This window comes from Nocardiopsis xinjiangensis YIM 90004 (assembly GCF_000341145.1).
Lineage (GTDB): Bacteria > Actinomycetota > Actinomycetes > Streptosporangiales > Streptosporangiaceae > Nocardiopsis > Nocardiopsis xinjiangensis.
Genome location: NZ_ANBE01000032.1, coordinates 122,229 through 135,314, shown reverse-complemented (window position 1 = coordinate 135,314; position 13,086 = coordinate 122,229). Strand labels below are relative to the sequence as shown.

General features: G+C 69.9%; 16 protein-coding genes and 2 tRNA genes. 8 read left to right on the top strand and 10 right to left on the bottom strand.

Going from position 1 to position 13,086, the window contains the following annotated elements:
- Positions 1 to 4: 4 nt before the first annotated feature.
- Positions 5 to 1,015, bottom strand: coding sequence for a LacI family DNA-binding transcriptional regulator (locus D473_RS0116040; protein WP_033353471.1), 1,011 nt, complete (start codon positions 1,013 to 1,015; stop codon positions 5 to 7).
- Between the two features lie 237 nt (positions 1,016 to 1,252).
- On the opposite strand from D473_RS0116040, the gene D473_RS0116035 reads away from it, so the two are divergent.
- The 3 genes from D473_RS0116035 (at position 1,253) to D473_RS0116025 (ending at position 4,389) form a co-directional block, all read left to right on the top strand.
- Positions 1,253 to 2,560 (top strand): ABC transporter substrate-binding protein, encoded by a 1,308-nt coding sequence (locus D473_RS0116035; RefSeq protein ID WP_017610075.1) that lies wholly within the window; start codon positions 1,253 to 1,255, stop codon positions 2,558 to 2,560.
- A 69-nt stretch (positions 2,561 to 2,629) separates the two neighbouring features.
- A complete protein-coding gene (locus tag D473_RS0116030) occupies positions 2,630 to 3,481 on the top strand; it encodes a carbohydrate ABC transporter permease (protein WP_026127016.1) in 852 nt (283 codons plus the stop codon).
- Entirely contained in the window at positions 3,478 to 4,389 is a 912-nt protein-coding gene (locus D473_RS0116025; RefSeq protein WP_017610073.1) for a carbohydrate ABC transporter permease, read from the top strand. The genes D473_RS0116030 and D473_RS0116025 overlap by 4 nt, the downstream gene beginning before the upstream one ends.
- Here D473_RS0116025 and D473_RS0116020 read toward each other — a convergent pair.
- Positions 4,379 to 4,930: a TetR/AcrR family transcriptional regulator gene (locus D473_RS0116020; protein ID WP_017610072.1), complete on the bottom strand. Its 552-nt coding sequence runs from the start codon at positions 4,928 to 4,930 to the stop codon at positions 4,379 to 4,381. The two genes, D473_RS0116025 and D473_RS0116020, sit on opposite strands and share 11 nt — an antisense overlap.
- Before the next feature lie 53 nt (positions 4,931 to 4,983).
- Between D473_RS0116020 and D473_RS0116015 the strand changes: the two genes are divergently transcribed.
- Positions 4,984 to 6,045, top strand: coding sequence for an FAD-dependent monooxygenase (locus D473_RS0116015; protein WP_017610071.1), 1,062 nt, complete (start codon positions 4,984 to 4,986; stop codon positions 6,043 to 6,045).
- Between the two features lie 21 nt (positions 6,046 to 6,066).
- Here the strand turns inward: D473_RS0116015 and D473_RS0116010 are convergent, their stop codons facing one another.
- Positions 6,067 to 7,233 (bottom strand): alpha-hydroxy-acid oxidizing protein, encoded by a 1,167-nt coding sequence (locus D473_RS0116010; RefSeq protein ID WP_017610070.1) that lies wholly within the window; start codon positions 7,231 to 7,233, stop codon positions 6,067 to 6,069.
- Positions 7,234 to 7,501: 268 nt separating this feature from the next.
- On the opposite strand from D473_RS0116010, the gene D473_RS0116005 reads away from it, so the two are divergent.
- Positions 7,502 to 7,574: transfer RNA gene (locus tag D473_RS0116005), tRNA-Ala, on the top strand.
- A 266-nt stretch (positions 7,575 to 7,840) separates the two neighbouring features.
- On the opposite strand, the gene D473_RS0116000 is transcribed toward D473_RS0116005, so the two are convergent.
- From D473_RS0116000 to D473_RS0115990, 3 genes are all read right to left on the bottom strand, one after another.
- The gene (locus D473_RS0116000) at positions 7,841 to 8,311 is read right to left on the bottom strand and encodes a hemerythrin domain-containing protein (RefSeq protein WP_017610069.1); all 471 of its coding nucleotides are present in this window, start codon (positions 8,309 to 8,311) and stop codon (positions 7,841 to 7,843) included.
- Positions 8,312 to 8,464: 153 nt separating this feature from the next.
- A complete protein-coding gene (locus tag D473_RS0115995) occupies positions 8,465 to 9,070 on the bottom strand; it encodes a DUF998 domain-containing protein (RefSeq protein WP_017610068.1) in 606 nt (201 codons plus the stop codon).
- A gap of 30 nt (positions 9,071 to 9,100) precedes the next feature.
- Positions 9,101 to 9,691 (bottom strand): GNAT family N-acetyltransferase, encoded by a 591-nt coding sequence (locus D473_RS0115990; RefSeq protein WP_017610067.1) that lies wholly within the window; start codon positions 9,689 to 9,691, stop codon positions 9,101 to 9,103.
- Positions 9,692 to 9,785: 94 nt separating this feature from the next.
- On the opposite strand from D473_RS0115990, the gene D473_RS0115985 reads away from it, so the two are divergent.
- Both D473_RS0115985 and D473_RS0115980 read left to right on the top strand, forming a co-directional pair.
- Positions 9,786 to 10,592 carry an SRPBCC domain-containing protein gene (locus D473_RS0115985; protein WP_017610066.1) on the top strand — a complete coding sequence of 269 codons (807 nt, stop codon included), beginning with the start codon at positions 9,786 to 9,788 and terminating at the stop codon, positions 10,590 to 10,592.
- A complete protein-coding gene (locus D473_RS0115980; RefSeq protein WP_017610065.1) occupies positions 10,589 to 10,900 on the top strand; it encodes an ArsR/SmtB family transcription factor in 312 nt (103 codons plus the stop codon). The genes D473_RS0115985 and D473_RS0115980 overlap by 4 nt, the downstream gene beginning before the upstream one ends.
- Here the strand turns inward: D473_RS0115980 and D473_RS0115975 are convergent.
- Positions 10,875 to 11,063, bottom strand: coding sequence for a hypothetical protein (locus D473_RS0115975; RefSeq protein ID WP_017610064.1), 189 nt, complete (start codon positions 11,061 to 11,063; stop codon positions 10,875 to 10,877). The genes D473_RS0115980 and D473_RS0115975 overlap by 26 nt on opposite strands.
- Before the next feature lie 100 nt (positions 11,064 to 11,163).
- On the opposite strand from D473_RS0115975, the gene D473_RS0115970 reads away from it, so the two are divergent.
- Positions 11,164 to 11,236 (top strand) — tRNA-Ala (locus tag D473_RS0115970).
- Positions 11,237 to 11,469: 233 nt separating this feature from the next.
- Here the strand turns inward: D473_RS0115970 and D473_RS0115965 are convergent.
- The 3 genes from D473_RS0115965 to D473_RS0115955 form a co-directional block, all read right to left on the bottom strand.
- Positions 11,470 to 11,985, bottom strand: a complete 516-nt coding sequence (locus tag D473_RS0115965; protein WP_241474805.1) for a YdcF family protein — start codon at positions 11,983 to 11,985, stop codon at positions 11,470 to 11,472.
- 92 nt (positions 11,986 to 12,077) lie between these two features.
- The gene (locus D473_RS0115960; protein ID WP_017610062.1) at positions 12,078 to 12,650 is read right to left on the bottom strand and encodes a DUF488 domain-containing protein; all 573 of its coding nucleotides are present in this window, start codon (positions 12,648 to 12,650) and stop codon (positions 12,078 to 12,080) included.
- Positions 12,647 to 12,868 (bottom strand): hypervirulence associated TUDOR domain-containing protein, encoded by a 222-nt coding sequence (locus D473_RS0115955; protein WP_026127015.1) that lies wholly within the window; start codon positions 12,866 to 12,868, stop codon positions 12,647 to 12,649. The genes D473_RS0115960 and D473_RS0115955 overlap by 4 nt, the downstream gene beginning before the upstream one ends.
- Positions 12,869 to 13,086: the final 218 nt, after the last annotated feature.

Sequence of the window (13,086 nt, the reverse complement as noted above, 5' to 3'; positions counted from 1 at the left end):
TTCCTCACGGGGACGTCCGGCGCTCTCGGGGAGCGGCGGTGGATCGGCGGGGGACGATCTGGACGGGCAGTTCCACCCGGGTGGCGGGCGGGCGCCGCCCCTGCACGAGGTCGGCGGCCAGGTGGCCGGCGACCGTACCGAGGGTCTGCGGGGCCTGGTCCACCGTGGTCAGGCCCAGCACGGAGGACACGTCGTGGTCGTCGAAACCCATGAGGGAGATCGTCTCGGGCACGGGGACCCCGGAACGGCATAGCGCCCGGTGCGCACCCAGGGCGACGTCGTCGCTCTCGGCGAGGACGGCCGTGGGCGGGCTCTGGTGCGAGAGCAGTTCACCGACGGCGAGTTCACCGCCCTCCGGCCCGGGGGTCTTGGTCACCGTCCAGGGTTCCAGGCCCGCCTTCGCCATGGCCTCGTGGTACCCGGTCATGCGGGTGGCCGAACTGAGGCTCATGCCCCGTTCGGTCTGGGAACCGATGTAGGCGATGCGGGTGTGTCCGAGGTTGAGCAGGTGGCGGGTGGCACCCGCGGTACCCGCGTGGTCGTCGATGTGCACGCTCGCCCGCCCGGGCAGGCGCTCGCCGACCAGGATCACGGGACCGGCCATGTCCGCGGCGTGGGCGCACTGCTCCTCGGTCAGTTCCAGGGCGACCGCCACGAGGGCGTCACTGTTGTGGCGCAGGGGCAGGGCGCGGGTCCAGTCCTCCAGGAGCCCGGCCTGGTGCACGAGCATGTCCAGTCCCACCTCGTGCAGAGCGTGGCCGAGTCCGGACACCACCGATGCGAAGTACCACGGGCACAGGGAAGGCACCACGACCGCGACACGGCAGGTGCGGCCGGTCACCAGGCCGGAGGCGTTGCGCGAGACCGCATAGGAGAGCTCGTCGGCGGCGGTCCGCACCCTGTCGCGCACCTCCGGGGCCACCCCCGCGGATCCGCGGAGCACACGGGAGACGGTCGAGAGCGAGACCTGCGCTCGACGGGCCACGTCGCGCATGCTGGCGGGCCGGTTCGGCATGCGGCCCACGGTAGAGGTGTGATGTGTGTCATGGCAACGTTTTCACGCGGTGGTGTCGGCGGGCCGTCCTGCTTGACGCGTATTCCCGCCGAGCCCGGCGAGGGGGATGTTGACTTGGTCACATGTTGACTTGGTCACATCTGTGATGACATCGTTTTCGCACAGCTTCGGGGGACTGCCACGACACGTTGCGACGCCGCGGGCCCGACGGCGCCGGGGGCGAGGAGGTAGAGAGCGATGCCCGAAGAACCACGCCCCACCGGATACACCGCCCGCGCTTGGGCGGCCGGTGCCCTCGTGCTGGGACTGGCCATGGCGACGGCGTGCGGTGAACCGCCCGAGGAGGAATCCGACGGTGACGGCGAGAGCGCCGGCCTCACCGATGACCCCGCATTCGTGTGGGCCGTCACCGGCGCGGACCGCCAGGTCCACGAGGACGTCGCCCGCCTGTGGAACGAGAACAACCCCGACCAGCAGGTCGACATCTTCTTCCTGGCCCCCACCGCCGACGAGCAGCGCCAGGCCATGTTCCAGGACCTGCAGAGCCAGGCCGGGGACTTCGACGTCCTCGGTCTCGACGTCATCTGGACCGGCGAGTTCGCCGACTACGGCTACGTCGAGAACCTCGAGGACCTGCGACCCGAGGTCGAGGACACCAGCCTCGAGGGAGCAGTCGACAGCGCCCAGTGGCAGCAGGAGCTCTACGCACTGCCCTACTCCTCCAACGGCGCCTTCCTCTACTACCGCAGCGACCTCATCGACGAACCGCCCTCGACCTGGGAGGAGCTCTACGAGAGCGGCACCGAGGCGGCCGAGGAGGAAGGGATCGAGGCCTTCGTCGGCCAGGGCGACCAGTACGAAGGGTTCGTTGCTTCCTACCTCGAGCTCTTCTGGGCCGCCGACGGGCAGCTCTTCGACGACGACCAGGAGAACAGCACCTTCCTGGAGGGTGAGGCCGCCGAGACCGCACTCGACTTCATGGTCGAGGCCCAGGAGTCCGGGTTCTTCGCCCAGGGTTACGACTCCATGGTCGAGGACGACGCCCGCGCCCTCTTCCAGTCCGGCGAGGCCGTCTACATGCGCAATTGGCCCTACGCCATCCCGCTCCTGGCCGGGGAGGAGGAAGAGGACAGCGCTGTGGCCGACGACTTCGAGGTCGCCCCGCTGCCCACCTTCGACGGTGAGGGCACCACCAGTGCCCTGGGCGGCCTCAACAACGCCGTCAGCTCCCTCAGCGAGAACAAGGACCTGGCCCGCGAGTTCGTCACCTGGGCCGCCACGGACCAGGAGGCCCAAGAGATCCTGATCGGCCACAGCCTGCCGCCCACCATGCAGAGCATCTACGACGACGCCGAGGACCCCGACTTCCAGATGCTCGGCGGCATCCTCGCCGACGCCGAGGCCCGCCCGCCGGTGCCCGGTTACAACTCGTTGTCCCTGGCCATGCAGGACAGCCTGCATCCCGCATTCCTCGGACAGCAGGACCCGGAGACCGCCCTGCAATCCGTCGACCAGGCTGCAGAAGAAGCGCTCGAGGGGGAGTAGGCGCCCATGACGGCGAACAAGGCCCCGACCGCGGCCCGCCGCCGCGGTACCGGCTTGGGTGAACGCGCGATGGGGCGGATCTTCCTCACCCCGTCGTTCACCTTCATGGCGCTCATCGCGTTCTTCCCGGTGTTCTACGCCATCGGGATGAGCTTCTACCGGATCAAGGGGTTCGATCAGGAGTTCGTCGGCCTCGGCAATTACCTGACGGCCCTCAGCGACGGCGGTTTCTACAACGCCGCGCTCAACACACTGATCTTCACGGTCGCTTCGGTGTCCCTGGAGTTCGTCATCGGGCTGGCGTTCGCGCTCATCATGCACCAGGCCTTCGTCGGCCGGGGCCTGACCCGTGCGATCATCCTCGTGCCCTGGGTCGTGCCCACCGCCGTGGCGGCCCAGGTGTGGCGGTACATGTTCGACCACAACCCCGGGTTCGTGAACGCGGTCCTGGGCACGGAGATCAACTGGCTGCGCGACCCGGCCTGGTCGATGGTCGGCATGATCAGCGCCGACGTGTGGAAGACCGCCCCGTTCGTGGCGCTGCTGCTCCTAGCCGGGCTGCAGACCATCCCACGCGACTACTACGAGGCCGCGCGTGTGGACGGCTGCACCGCCCTGCAGCGGTTCTGGTACATCACCCTGCCGCTGTTGCGCCCGGCCATCGTCGTCGCCCTGCTGTTCCGTACCGTCGACGCCCTGCGCATGTTCGACTTCGCCTACGTCTTCGCCGGGTACTCCAACTCCCTGGCGACCCTGTCGGTCTACGCTCAGCGCTACCTCGTCGCCGAACCGGAACTGGGCTACGCCAACGCCCTGTCCACCGTCACGTTCGTCATCGTCATGCTCGTGGGCCTGGCCTTCATCAGCCGGATGGGCCGACAGCTGGTCGGCGACGCCGCACCGCGGAAGGAGAGGGCATGAGCGAGCAGACCGTGCGGGCCCCGCGCCCGGCAGCACCCGCGCCCCGCCGCCCCCGGAAGGGCACACCGCCCTGGGTCGTGGCCGCACTCAAGGTCCTGGGCCTGGCCGTGGTCGTGCTCTGGTGCCTGTTCCCGTTCCTGTGGATGGGCATGACCAGCCTGCGCACCGGCGCGGACGCCCTCACCGAGCCCAACATCCTGCGTGGTCCCTTCAGCCTCGACAGCTACGAGCAGGTCGTGGACCTGGGATTCCAGTTCGCATTGCGCAACTCGTTGATCGTCGCGACGGTGACCACGCTCATCTGCATCCCGGTGGCGTCCCTGGCCGGATACGCACTCGCGCGCCTGCCCCTGGCGGGCAAGTTCGTGATCCTGGCCCTGACCCTGGTCGCGACGCTGTTCCCGCCGGTGGCGCTGGTCAATCCGCTCTACCAGGTCTACCTGGAGCTGGACGGGCTCATCGGGCTCAGCCTGCTCAACTCCTACGCCGGGATGATCCTGCCCTACGTGGCGCTGACCCTGCCGCTGGCCACGTTCATCCTCACCACGTTCTTCTCCGGGATCCCCAAGGAGATCGAGGAATCGGCCAAGGTCGACGGAGCCACCCCGTTCCAGGCCTTCTGGCGTGTGGTGGCTCCCCTGGCCGCACCCGGTGTGGGGGCCGCGGCGATCCTCACCTTCGTCTACGCCACGAACGAGTTCCTGCTGGCGTTCTCCTTCGCCCCGGCCGACCTCAACGTGCAGACGGTGCCGGTCTTCATCGGGACCTTCGAACGGGTGGGCTACGAGGATCCCATCGGCCAGGTCATGGCGGCCTCGGTGCTGGTCTCGATCCCGCTGATCCTGTTCGCCCTCATCCTGCAGCGCAGGATCGTGGCCGGGCTGACCTCGGGCGCCGTCAAGGGCTGAGGCAGGCGCGGACCACACGCAGCATCTGATCACGCGGTTCGACGAGGTCGGGCCGCGTGATCGCGCGCATGATGATGCCGTCGGTGTAGGCCATGAGGGTTCGCGCGGCCGGCCCGGGGCGGGACGAACCGAGGTCGGCGAGAACCTGTGTTCCCCAGGCCAGGAGCAGGTCGGAGCCCTCGGCGAGGTCGGCGCGCACCGCGGGTTCGTGTGCGCCCTCCATGACCAGCGTGTAGCGGGCCACCGTGAGCTCCCGTTCGTCGGTGGTGACCGCCTCGACGAAGGCCAGGAGCAGATCGGCCAGGCGCCCCGGGGTGTCGGGTGCCATGGTGTTCAAGCGTTCCAGGATCTCCCGGTCGCGCTCCACGAGACGTTCGACCGTGCCCCGGACCAGAGCCGCGCGGGTGCGGAAGTGGTTGGAGGCCGAACCCCTGGGCAGGCCGGCCTCGGCGTCGACCTTCCCGTGGGTCAGTGCGTGCAGGCCCCGTGTGCCGAGGAGGGTGATGGCGGCGTCCGCTGCCCGTTCCCTGATCCGTGCCATGCGGTTACTATAACCATAGTCCCATTTCACTACGAACGTAGTAACTTGGAGCCATGAACGGGAACGCACTGGTCGTCGGAGGGGGCATCGCCGGACTCGCGGTCGCCCGGGGTCTGCTGCGCGGTGGTTGGGACGTGCAGGTCCGCGAACGCTCCGACGGCCCGCCCGACACCGGCGGGGCGTTGGGTATGTGGCCTCCGGCCATGGCCGCACTCGATCACCTCGGCCTGGGTGACCAGGTCAGGGCCGACGCCGAGGAACGCTCCGGCATGAGTGTGGCCCGGGCCGACGGAACGGTCATGGCCCGAGCGACCGTCGAGCCGGCCCACCTCGTCTCCCGCTCCGCGCTCTTGGACGTGCTCGTCGACGGTGTGCCGGCCGACCGCCTGCGCTGGGGCGAGCCGGTGGCACGGGCAGATGTCCAGGGACACGGCTTCGACGTCGTGGTCGGGGCCGACGGCCTCCACAGCCTCGTGCGCGGTGCTGTCTTCCCGGAAGTCCCCGAACCCCGTCCCTTGGGCACGGTCGCCTTCCGGGGCAGTGTGCCCGGGCCCATGGAGACCGTCACCGAGACCTGGGGGAGCGGCAAACTCTTCGGGGCCACCCCGCTCGACGCCGAGAGGACCAACTGGTTCGCGGCCGTGCGCACCGAACTCCTGCACGGCCACGAGGACCTCGGGCACGCCGCAACCGTGCGGACACTCTTCGCCGACTGGCATCCCGGCGTAGGCCATGTCCTGGATCTGTTGCCCGACCACGGCGTGGACCGGCGCCGACTGTACGACCTGCCTCCCCTGAGCTCGTACGCGCGCGGCAAACACGTCCTCATCGGGGACGCCGCCCACGCCATGGCCCCCAACCTCGGCCGTGGTGCTTGTGAGGCCCTGCGCGACGCCGCGGCCCTGGCCACGGCGCTCACCGGGCAACCCACGGTCGAACGGGCCCTGGCCCGCTACGACCGTGTCCGGCGCCGGCCGTCCGGCCGCGTGGTGCGGGCCTCCCGTCTGGTCAACGGGGTGGCCACGGCACGACGGTACGCCCGGGTCCGCGACAGTGCCCTCAGCGCCGCGGGCGCCCTGTTGAAGGCGCGCGAGCGTGTGGTGCGGAGGCCGTGAACCCCTGGTCCGCGAACCCGGTCAGGGCCCTCGCGTGACGTCGGAGGCGTCCAGATCGGCGACGTCCTTGCCCATGAGCTCGGCGGTGATCTGCAGCTCGGCCAGGGTGGCTCGCAGCACGTGCTCCACCCCGGCAGCGCCCTCCACCGCGAGCCCGTACACCCACGGACGGCCCAGCAGAACCGCCTGCGCGCCCAGCGCCATCGCCACCGCGACGTCCGCGCCCGAGCGCACACCCGAATCGAACAGCACCGCGGCCCGGTCGCCGACCGCCTCCACCACTTCCGGGAGGGCGTCCAACGCCGCCACCGCGTTGTCGATCTGGCGCCCGCCGTGGTTGCTCACCACGATCCCGTCCACACCGGCATCGGCCAGGTCGGCCGCCTCGTCACCGCGCACCACACCCTTGACCAGTACCGGAAGGTCGGTCCACCGCCGGATCCGCGCGATGTTCTCGGTACTCAGATCCTTGGAGGCGAAAGCGCCTAGGAAGTGGAAGACCGCTTCGGTGAACACCCCGCCCGGCTCCGGGTCGGCCTTGAGCCGCGACCGGAACTCGGGATCCGAGAAGTAGTTGGCCGTCCCCTGGCTGCGCAGGAACGGCAGATGCCCCAGCGAGAGGTCCCGCGGACGCCACCCGAGCCGCTTGGTGTCGCAGGTGACCACGATCACGCTCGCCCCCGCCGCCGTGGCCCGGCGCACGAAGGACTCCGCGAGTTCGTCGTCGCTGGGCCAGTACAGCTGGTACCACCACTCGTCAGCGGCCTCCGCGACCTCCTCGATCGGGGTGGAGGACGCAGTGGACAGCACCATCGGGACCCCGACCGGGTTCGCACCCCGGGCCACCGCGAGCTCGGACCCCTCGTGCACCTGCTCCAACACACCGATCGGGGCGGTCAACAGCGGGCTCGGGTACCGACGCCCGAACAGCCTCACCCCCAGGTCCCCGGAGTGCTCCGCGCCGGGCCGCAGGCTGCGCGGGCGCAGGGCGTAGCGGGCGAAGGCGTCCACGTTCGCGTCGGCGGTGCGCTCGCGCCCCGCGCTGCCCTCCACGTAACCGAACGGGCCCGGTTCCATACGCCCGGCGGCCAGGTCCCGCAACTGCTCGTGGTGGTAGGGCAGGCTCGGCAACCGGCCCTCGGTGGCGTCGGCGTACACACCGTCCTGGTACTGGGCGAAGTGGCTCACGGCATCCTCACAGGTGTCGGGGCGCCGCGGACGTGTGCCCGAGGGACACGTCCGTCGGCAGGGTGCGGAGCCGTTCGCGCCGGCCGGCCCCGCGGCGGATGTTACCCGGGGGTCATGTGGCGGGGGTCACTCCTGGTCGGATCGAGGGGTGCACCCCCCGGTCTTCACCGGCAGGGAGCGCCACCTCACACGTGAACAGCTGGCCAAGGCACCCCCAATATCCGGTACAGTAGAACCAGGCCGAGCGGGGAAACCGCCCGGCACACAAGGGGCTATGGCGCAGTTGGTAGCGCGCCTCCATGGCATGGAGGAGGTCTGGGGTTCGAATCCCCATAGCTCCACCNCCCCCCGGGCCCCCGGAAGGGCCCTGCTCGGGGCCTGGCGGCCCCTTCGCAGGGTCTTTGTGCTTTTCGGGGGGATGACCCCCCGTGCCCCCGGTGTGCGCTCGCTCGCGCACGTTCCGCGTGGTTGCTCTGGTCGTTCCGTCGCCCCGGCCCCGCGGTGTGGCCCCATGGCCGGAGAACCCTGCGCTGCGCAGTGCGCAAGAACCGACGGCGTGCACGTACTTCGGGCTCGAGGCCTGAGGCAAGGGCCTCGATCCGAGAGGTCACAGCGGGCCCAGGGCCTCGCGGGGATCCCGGTCCAGCGTGAGTGTCCCGAGGACCGTCAGCAGCCGACGTTCCTCGTAACGGAAGTGGCTCTCCATGACCGCCGAGATCCCCTCGAGGTGTCGTTCGAGTTCGTCCGGCGGGGCGGATCTGTCCACCGAGGCCTGCAACCCGGTGAGCAGGTGGGAGATCATCGAGTGGTCCTGTTCCAGCTGCCGCAGAGTCCCACGCAGTTCCGGGTACGCGGCCGCGATCGCGGGGAACAGAGTGCGGTCCTCGCTCTGGTGGTGTCCGTCGAGCGCGGTGCAGAACCCGTGGCAGAACAACAGGAGGTCGCGGGTGGCGGATTCACCGGACCGGCCCTCGCGCAGGGCGTCCCGGGTGACCCGTAATGCTTCGCGCAGGCGCTCGTGCACCGTGCGCATCTCGTTCCCCCAGGCGATCAGCCTGGTCTGGTCGCCCTCAGCCACGCAAGGGCGAAGGGAACGGCGTGTTCATCGCCGTGCTCCTTCGTGATTCGGCGCCTCCATGCCTGACACGGTCTGCCACCGGCACGCGACGCTCGCGCCAAGCTACCACCGCCCGCAGGGGCGTTCCAGGGGCAGGTCGGGGCCGAGTGGAGGTCAGATCCTGGAGCCGGCGAAGGCCAGGCCGAGCCAGGCCCAGCCGGCCACGATCGTGGCACGCTGCAGGAGACCGGCACGTGGGGAGTCCTTCTCCCACGCGTGCCCGAACGCTCCGGCGCCCACGGCGGTGGCCGCACAGGTCACCGCCGAGTACCACCCCCAGAGGGGGGCCTCCGACGTCAGGGACGCGACGAGCGCCGCGACGGGCAGTGACATGAAGACGACCGCACCGGCCTTGTCGTGCAGGACGTGGGAACGGCTCGGCTCCGGAAGGTCGCCCTCGGGAGTGCCCGGCGGGTAGCCCCGCATCGGGTCCATGGGGAACAGGCCCGATGCCACCAGGGCGAGACCGAAAACTCCGACCGCCGCGGTGAGCAGCAGTGGGGTGAGAGCGAAGGCCCCCGCGGTGATCAGGAGGCCGCACACGAGGAAGTTCGCGGTCTGTACCCGGCCACGGGGGCCCAGGGCAAGGGCGCTGACCGGTTGGCGCACCTGGTCATAGCCCGCACGTGTGGCCCCGTCGGCCAGGAAGACCAGGACGAAGAGCCAGGCTCCGGCTGTTCCGCACCACGCGAGGAAGGCAAGGACGGCGTCGGTCCACATGAGGTGAGGATAATCCGGTCGGCGCGGGAATCAACCCTTCAGCGGGGTGGGCCTGCGGAGCATGGCCCACGTGCGCGGGCCGCCGTCGGGAAGTTCGTACTCGGCGGTGGTCTCGAACCCGAGCGCCTCGTACACCTTCACGTTGGCCTCGGTCGAGGTCTCCAGGAACGCGGGGACCCCTTCGGCGTCCGCGGCGGCCAGACCGGGCTCGATCACCGCACGTCCCAGACCCCGGCCCTGCGCCGAGGGCCGCACGCCGACGGTGCCCAGGAACCACGCGGGCTCCTGCGGCCGGTGCGGTTCCATGGCGGCCTCGGCCGATGCGTGCGCGTGGGCACGGTCGCCGGCGAGCTTGACCATGCGCGACAGCAGGCGTTCCAAGGCCGGGCCGGCGCCGCCGTCGGGGATCGACCACACCGCGACCGCCTCCAGGCCGTCACTGACCCACACACGTCCGTGCGGAAGACCGATCTCGGCGAGGAAGAGGCGCTGGAACTCGCGCAGCCGTACTTCGTGGTCGTCGCCGGCGATGGTGTGGCGGGTGAACGGGTAGTCGATGAAAGCGGCGGTGAGGGCGTCGGCGGCGTTTTCGACGTCCTCGGCGGTGGCCTCGCGGATCATGGGGTGCTCCGTGCTCGCAATGACATCAAGTGCAACTTCAAGGTTGCATTTTCTGTCATCCAAGTGCAATCGTGGGGTTGCACAGGAGGTGGGTATGGACAGTGTCGAACGCCACGTGGACATCGACGCCCCGCCCGAGCGCGTGTGGGAGCTCCTCACCCGCCCCGGCTGGTTCGTCAACGATGGTGAGATCATCGCGCACGACGTCGAGGAGATCGGCAACGGCGTCCACCTCGTCACGGACCCCGTCCAAGGGTCCTTCCGCATCGAACGGGTCGCCCTCGAACCGCACACCCGCGCAGTCTTCCGTTGGTGCCGCGGAACCGGTGCGGACGCCCCCGCCACACTGGTGGAGTTCCACCTCGAGGAACGCCCCGGAGGGGTCCGGCTCACCGTCGTCGAGAGCGGGCTGCAGGCCCTGGGCGCCGACCGCCGACTACGCGAGCAGCAGGCCCAGGGATGGAGCGAGGAGCTCGCGACCGCCCGCGCCCACACCGATCCGGTCCGGATCAGATGCGCCGTCCACGTCCCGGTCGGGCCCGAGCGCGCCTGGGACGTGGTCACCGATCTCGCCTCCTGGTACGCGTTCGGTGGGGCGGCCTACGCCCTGGTGCAGGGCGCGCCGATGCGCCTGGAGTGGGTGGAGCACGGTATCCATCTGGGCACGGTCGAGCGGGTGGCCGCTCCGTCCGAGTTCGCGTTCCGCCTGGCACGCGAACCCGACGTCGAACCCGACGACGACGCGCCCCTGGTCCGTGTGACCGTGCGCGCATCCGGAACGGGCAGCCTCGTGGCCGTCGAGCACACCGGCCTGGTCTCCGCCGACGACGTCACCATGGAACGCCTCGGATGGGAAGGCGGCCTCACCACGCTCGCAGAACGGCTCCGGGGGAAGCAGTGAACACTCCCACCACCGCATTCGCCGCGCTCGCCGACGGCACGCGCTGGAACGTCCTGGTGCGTCTGGGACAGGAACCCGCCTCCGCCTCCGTCCTGGCGCGTGAACTCCCGGTCAGCCGCCAGGCCATCGTCAAACACCTGGAAATCCTGGCAGGGGCCGGGCTCGTGGTCTCGTGCCGGCGCGGGCGCGAGGTCGTGCACGTGGCGGTGGGGGAACGGCTCAGCGCGCTCGGCCGGGACCTCGAACGGCTCGGTCGGGGCTGGGAGGGCCGGCTCACCGCACTCAAGGAAGCGGCGGAGGAGCACTGACCAGCGCGACCAGGTCCGGATCGTCGCTGGTCCACCGGTCGACGGCCTCGCCGCCCGTGCAGGTGCACAGTTCCACCGTCACCCCGTCCGGTCCGTGCGTGATGGCCCGCCAAGTACCGCCGTGCTCCTCCCAACGGAGGAGTCTGTCCACGGGATCGTCCATGCTCTCCTTCCTACCCCTGGCACGGCAACCGACCAACCCGTTCGATCCACCCCCTCCGATCCGGTAGAGTTGAGACATCGCCTTCCGGCGAACCCGACACGGGGCTATGGCGCAGCTGGTAGCGCGCCTCCATGGCATGGAGGAGGTCTGGGGTTCGAATCCCCATAGCTCCACTGGAAAGACCCTGCTCGGGGCCTGGCGGCCTCTTCGCAGGGTCTTTGTTCTTTTCGGGGGGACGACCCCCCGTGCCCCCCGGTGTGCGCTCGCTTGTGCTCGCGCACGCTGTGGCGGGTGTGGTCGGACCGTCGCTGGTCCCTTCCGGGGCTGGGCCCTGCTCGGGGCCTGGCGGCCCCTTCGCAGGGTCTTTGTTCTTTTCGGGGAATGGACCCGCTCGGCCCCGAGCTTCTCACCGGCGCAGCAGGACCGACAGGGCCAGGAAGGGCTTGGGGTGCAGCAGTTCCCCGATCCGATGGTCCGCTGCCGGCCGCAGGCGTGCGGCCAGGTGCGGTGCCTGCTCGTACAGGTAACGGCGGCCCTTGCGCGCATGGAAGGTGTTCGAGGCGACCTTGACCACGGGGAACCCCTCGATCAGCGGGATCGTGTTCTGGATGTTCTCCCAGGTGCTCTCGGCCTCTTCCTCCAGCACCACATCCGCTGGGTCGATCCCGAGTTCGTGGATCGCGTACTCGGCCATGACCGCGGCCTCGGAACGTCTGCTCCGCCCGCGCCCCCGGCTGCGCCCCGTGAACAGCAGTACGCTCCGGCCGGCCTTCCGGCCACGCGAGCGCACCGCGACGCGGGTGCGGTAGCGCTGTACCACGCTGACCTGGTCATCGGGGGTGCTGGGAAAACCGAGGACGATGATTGCTTCCGTGCTCCCGTTCTGCAACGGGGCGTGCGCAGGCAGATATTGGCGAGACACACGCCGGCATTTCCACTCGGCCCGAGCGAGAGCCAGGACGAGGGCCGTGGTGAGCTGAAGAGCCCGTTGCCGTCGTCCGTTCCGGATCGGTCTCATGTTTCTCTCACTCCGAGTCGATCCCGGGGGTGCCGTTGCGCGGCGGGGTAGGTGACGTCTCCGGCGCCGCCGATGACGGCGCCGGAAGTCAAGCTTGCCTCCTCGGTCCGTCGGCGGCCGAGGAGATGGACCACCTTCTCGCCGCGGGCGAGGAGGTGGTCGGCGATGATCCGTCGATGGCATTTCCACCACACGGCCTCCGAACACATGACGGTGGTGCGGTACTGACGCCCCCAGGTGCGCACATCTTCCAAGGCACAGCGGAATTCCTCGGAGAGCGCGTGGTCGGCGTAGTTGTGGAAACTCCGGTTCTTCCACCACCCGTTCACCTCGGGCGGTACGTTCTCGGAAGCCGGGCGGCGTCCGGTCAGACCTTGCGCACGCCGGAACCCGATCCCCGCCTCGGCGAGGGCCGAGGAGAGCCTCTCCTCGTCGAACTGCGGGTACCGGGCCGACCCCGGGAGCCGGCGTACGTCCACGACCAGTTCGATCCCGTGCGCGCTGAGCAGAGCCGTGAACTCGGCCGATGTGTGGTTCGAGTGCCCGACCGTGAAGAACCGGGGGCTCATCGGTCGTCGTCGGCCAGACGCAACGTGGATCCCTTGTGGGCCGCGACGTGGTCGGTCTTGTCGCTCTTGATCTCGTACTGCGGATCGTCCGGGGAAGCCCGCCGGGTGTGGCCCTTGTACTCGAAGTCCTCGGTGTGCACCTTCGTGATCGTGCCGGAGACGTGGCCCGCTTCCGAGTTCCACATCACGTGGTCGCCGACCTCGAATCCATGAGACATCCGGATCACCTCCGTGCTCGTGTCCTCGTGTTCCCCGTCTCCGGCCAGTCTTCCCGGGAGAAGGGCTCGTGCCCCTTCTCGGCCCGCCTTTCCCGCACACCGGGCCCGCTCCCGCGCCCGGTGCCGGCCGGCAAGACCCGTCCGGCCCGCCGGCGACGTCTCCGCGCTCCTGGCGCGCCATCTGCCTCGGGAAGCCTCCTGAGCCCCACGCGTTCCTA

Bases quoted from the DNA above. Each gene is read 5' to 3' on its own strand.
- D473_RS0116020 (WP_017610072.1), bottom strand. From the start codon at position 4,930: ATGGCACGGATCAGGGAACGGGCAGCGGACGCCGCCATCACCCTCCTC.
- D473_RS0116015 (WP_017610071.1), top strand. From the start codon at position 4,984: ATGAACGGGAACGCACTGGTCGTCGGAGGGGGCATCGCCGGACTCGCG.
- D473_RS0116040 (WP_033353471.1), bottom strand. From the start codon at position 1,015: ATGCCGAACCGGCCCGCCAGCATGCGCGACGTGGCCCGTCGAGCGCAG.
- D473_RS0116030 (WP_026127016.1), top strand. From the start codon at position 2,630: ATGGGGCGGATCTTCCTCACCCCGTCGTTCACCTTCATGGCGCTCATC.
- D473_RS0115995 (WP_017610068.1), bottom strand. From the start codon at position 9,070: ATGTGGACCGACGCCGTCCTTGCCTTCCTCGCGTGGTGCGGAACAGCC.
- D473_RS0116035 (WP_017610075.1), top strand. From the start codon at position 1,253: ATGCCCGAAGAACCACGCCCCACCGGATACACCGCCCGCGCTTGGGCG.
- D473_RS0115985 (WP_017610066.1), top strand. From the start codon at position 9,786: ATGGACAGTGTCGAACGCCACGTGGACATCGACGCCCCGCCCGAGCGC.
- D473_RS0115960 (WP_017610062.1), bottom strand. From the start codon at position 12,650: ATGAGCCCCCGGTTCTTCACGGTCGGGCACTCGAACCACACATCGGCC.
- D473_RS0115955 (WP_026127015.1), bottom strand. From the start codon at position 12,868: ATGTCTCATGGATTCGAGGTCGGCGACCACGTGATGTGGAACTCGGAA.
- D473_RS0115990 (WP_017610067.1), bottom strand. From the start codon at position 9,691: ATGATCCGCGAGGCCACCGCCGAGGACGTCGAAAACGCCGCCGACGCC.
- D473_RS0115975 (WP_017610064.1), bottom strand. From the start codon at position 11,063: ATGGACGATCCCGTGGACAGACTCCTCCGTTGGGAGGAGCACGGCGGT.
- D473_RS0116025 (WP_017610073.1), top strand. From the start codon at position 3,478: ATGAGCGAGCAGACCGTGCGGGCCCCGCGCCCGGCAGCACCCGCGCCC.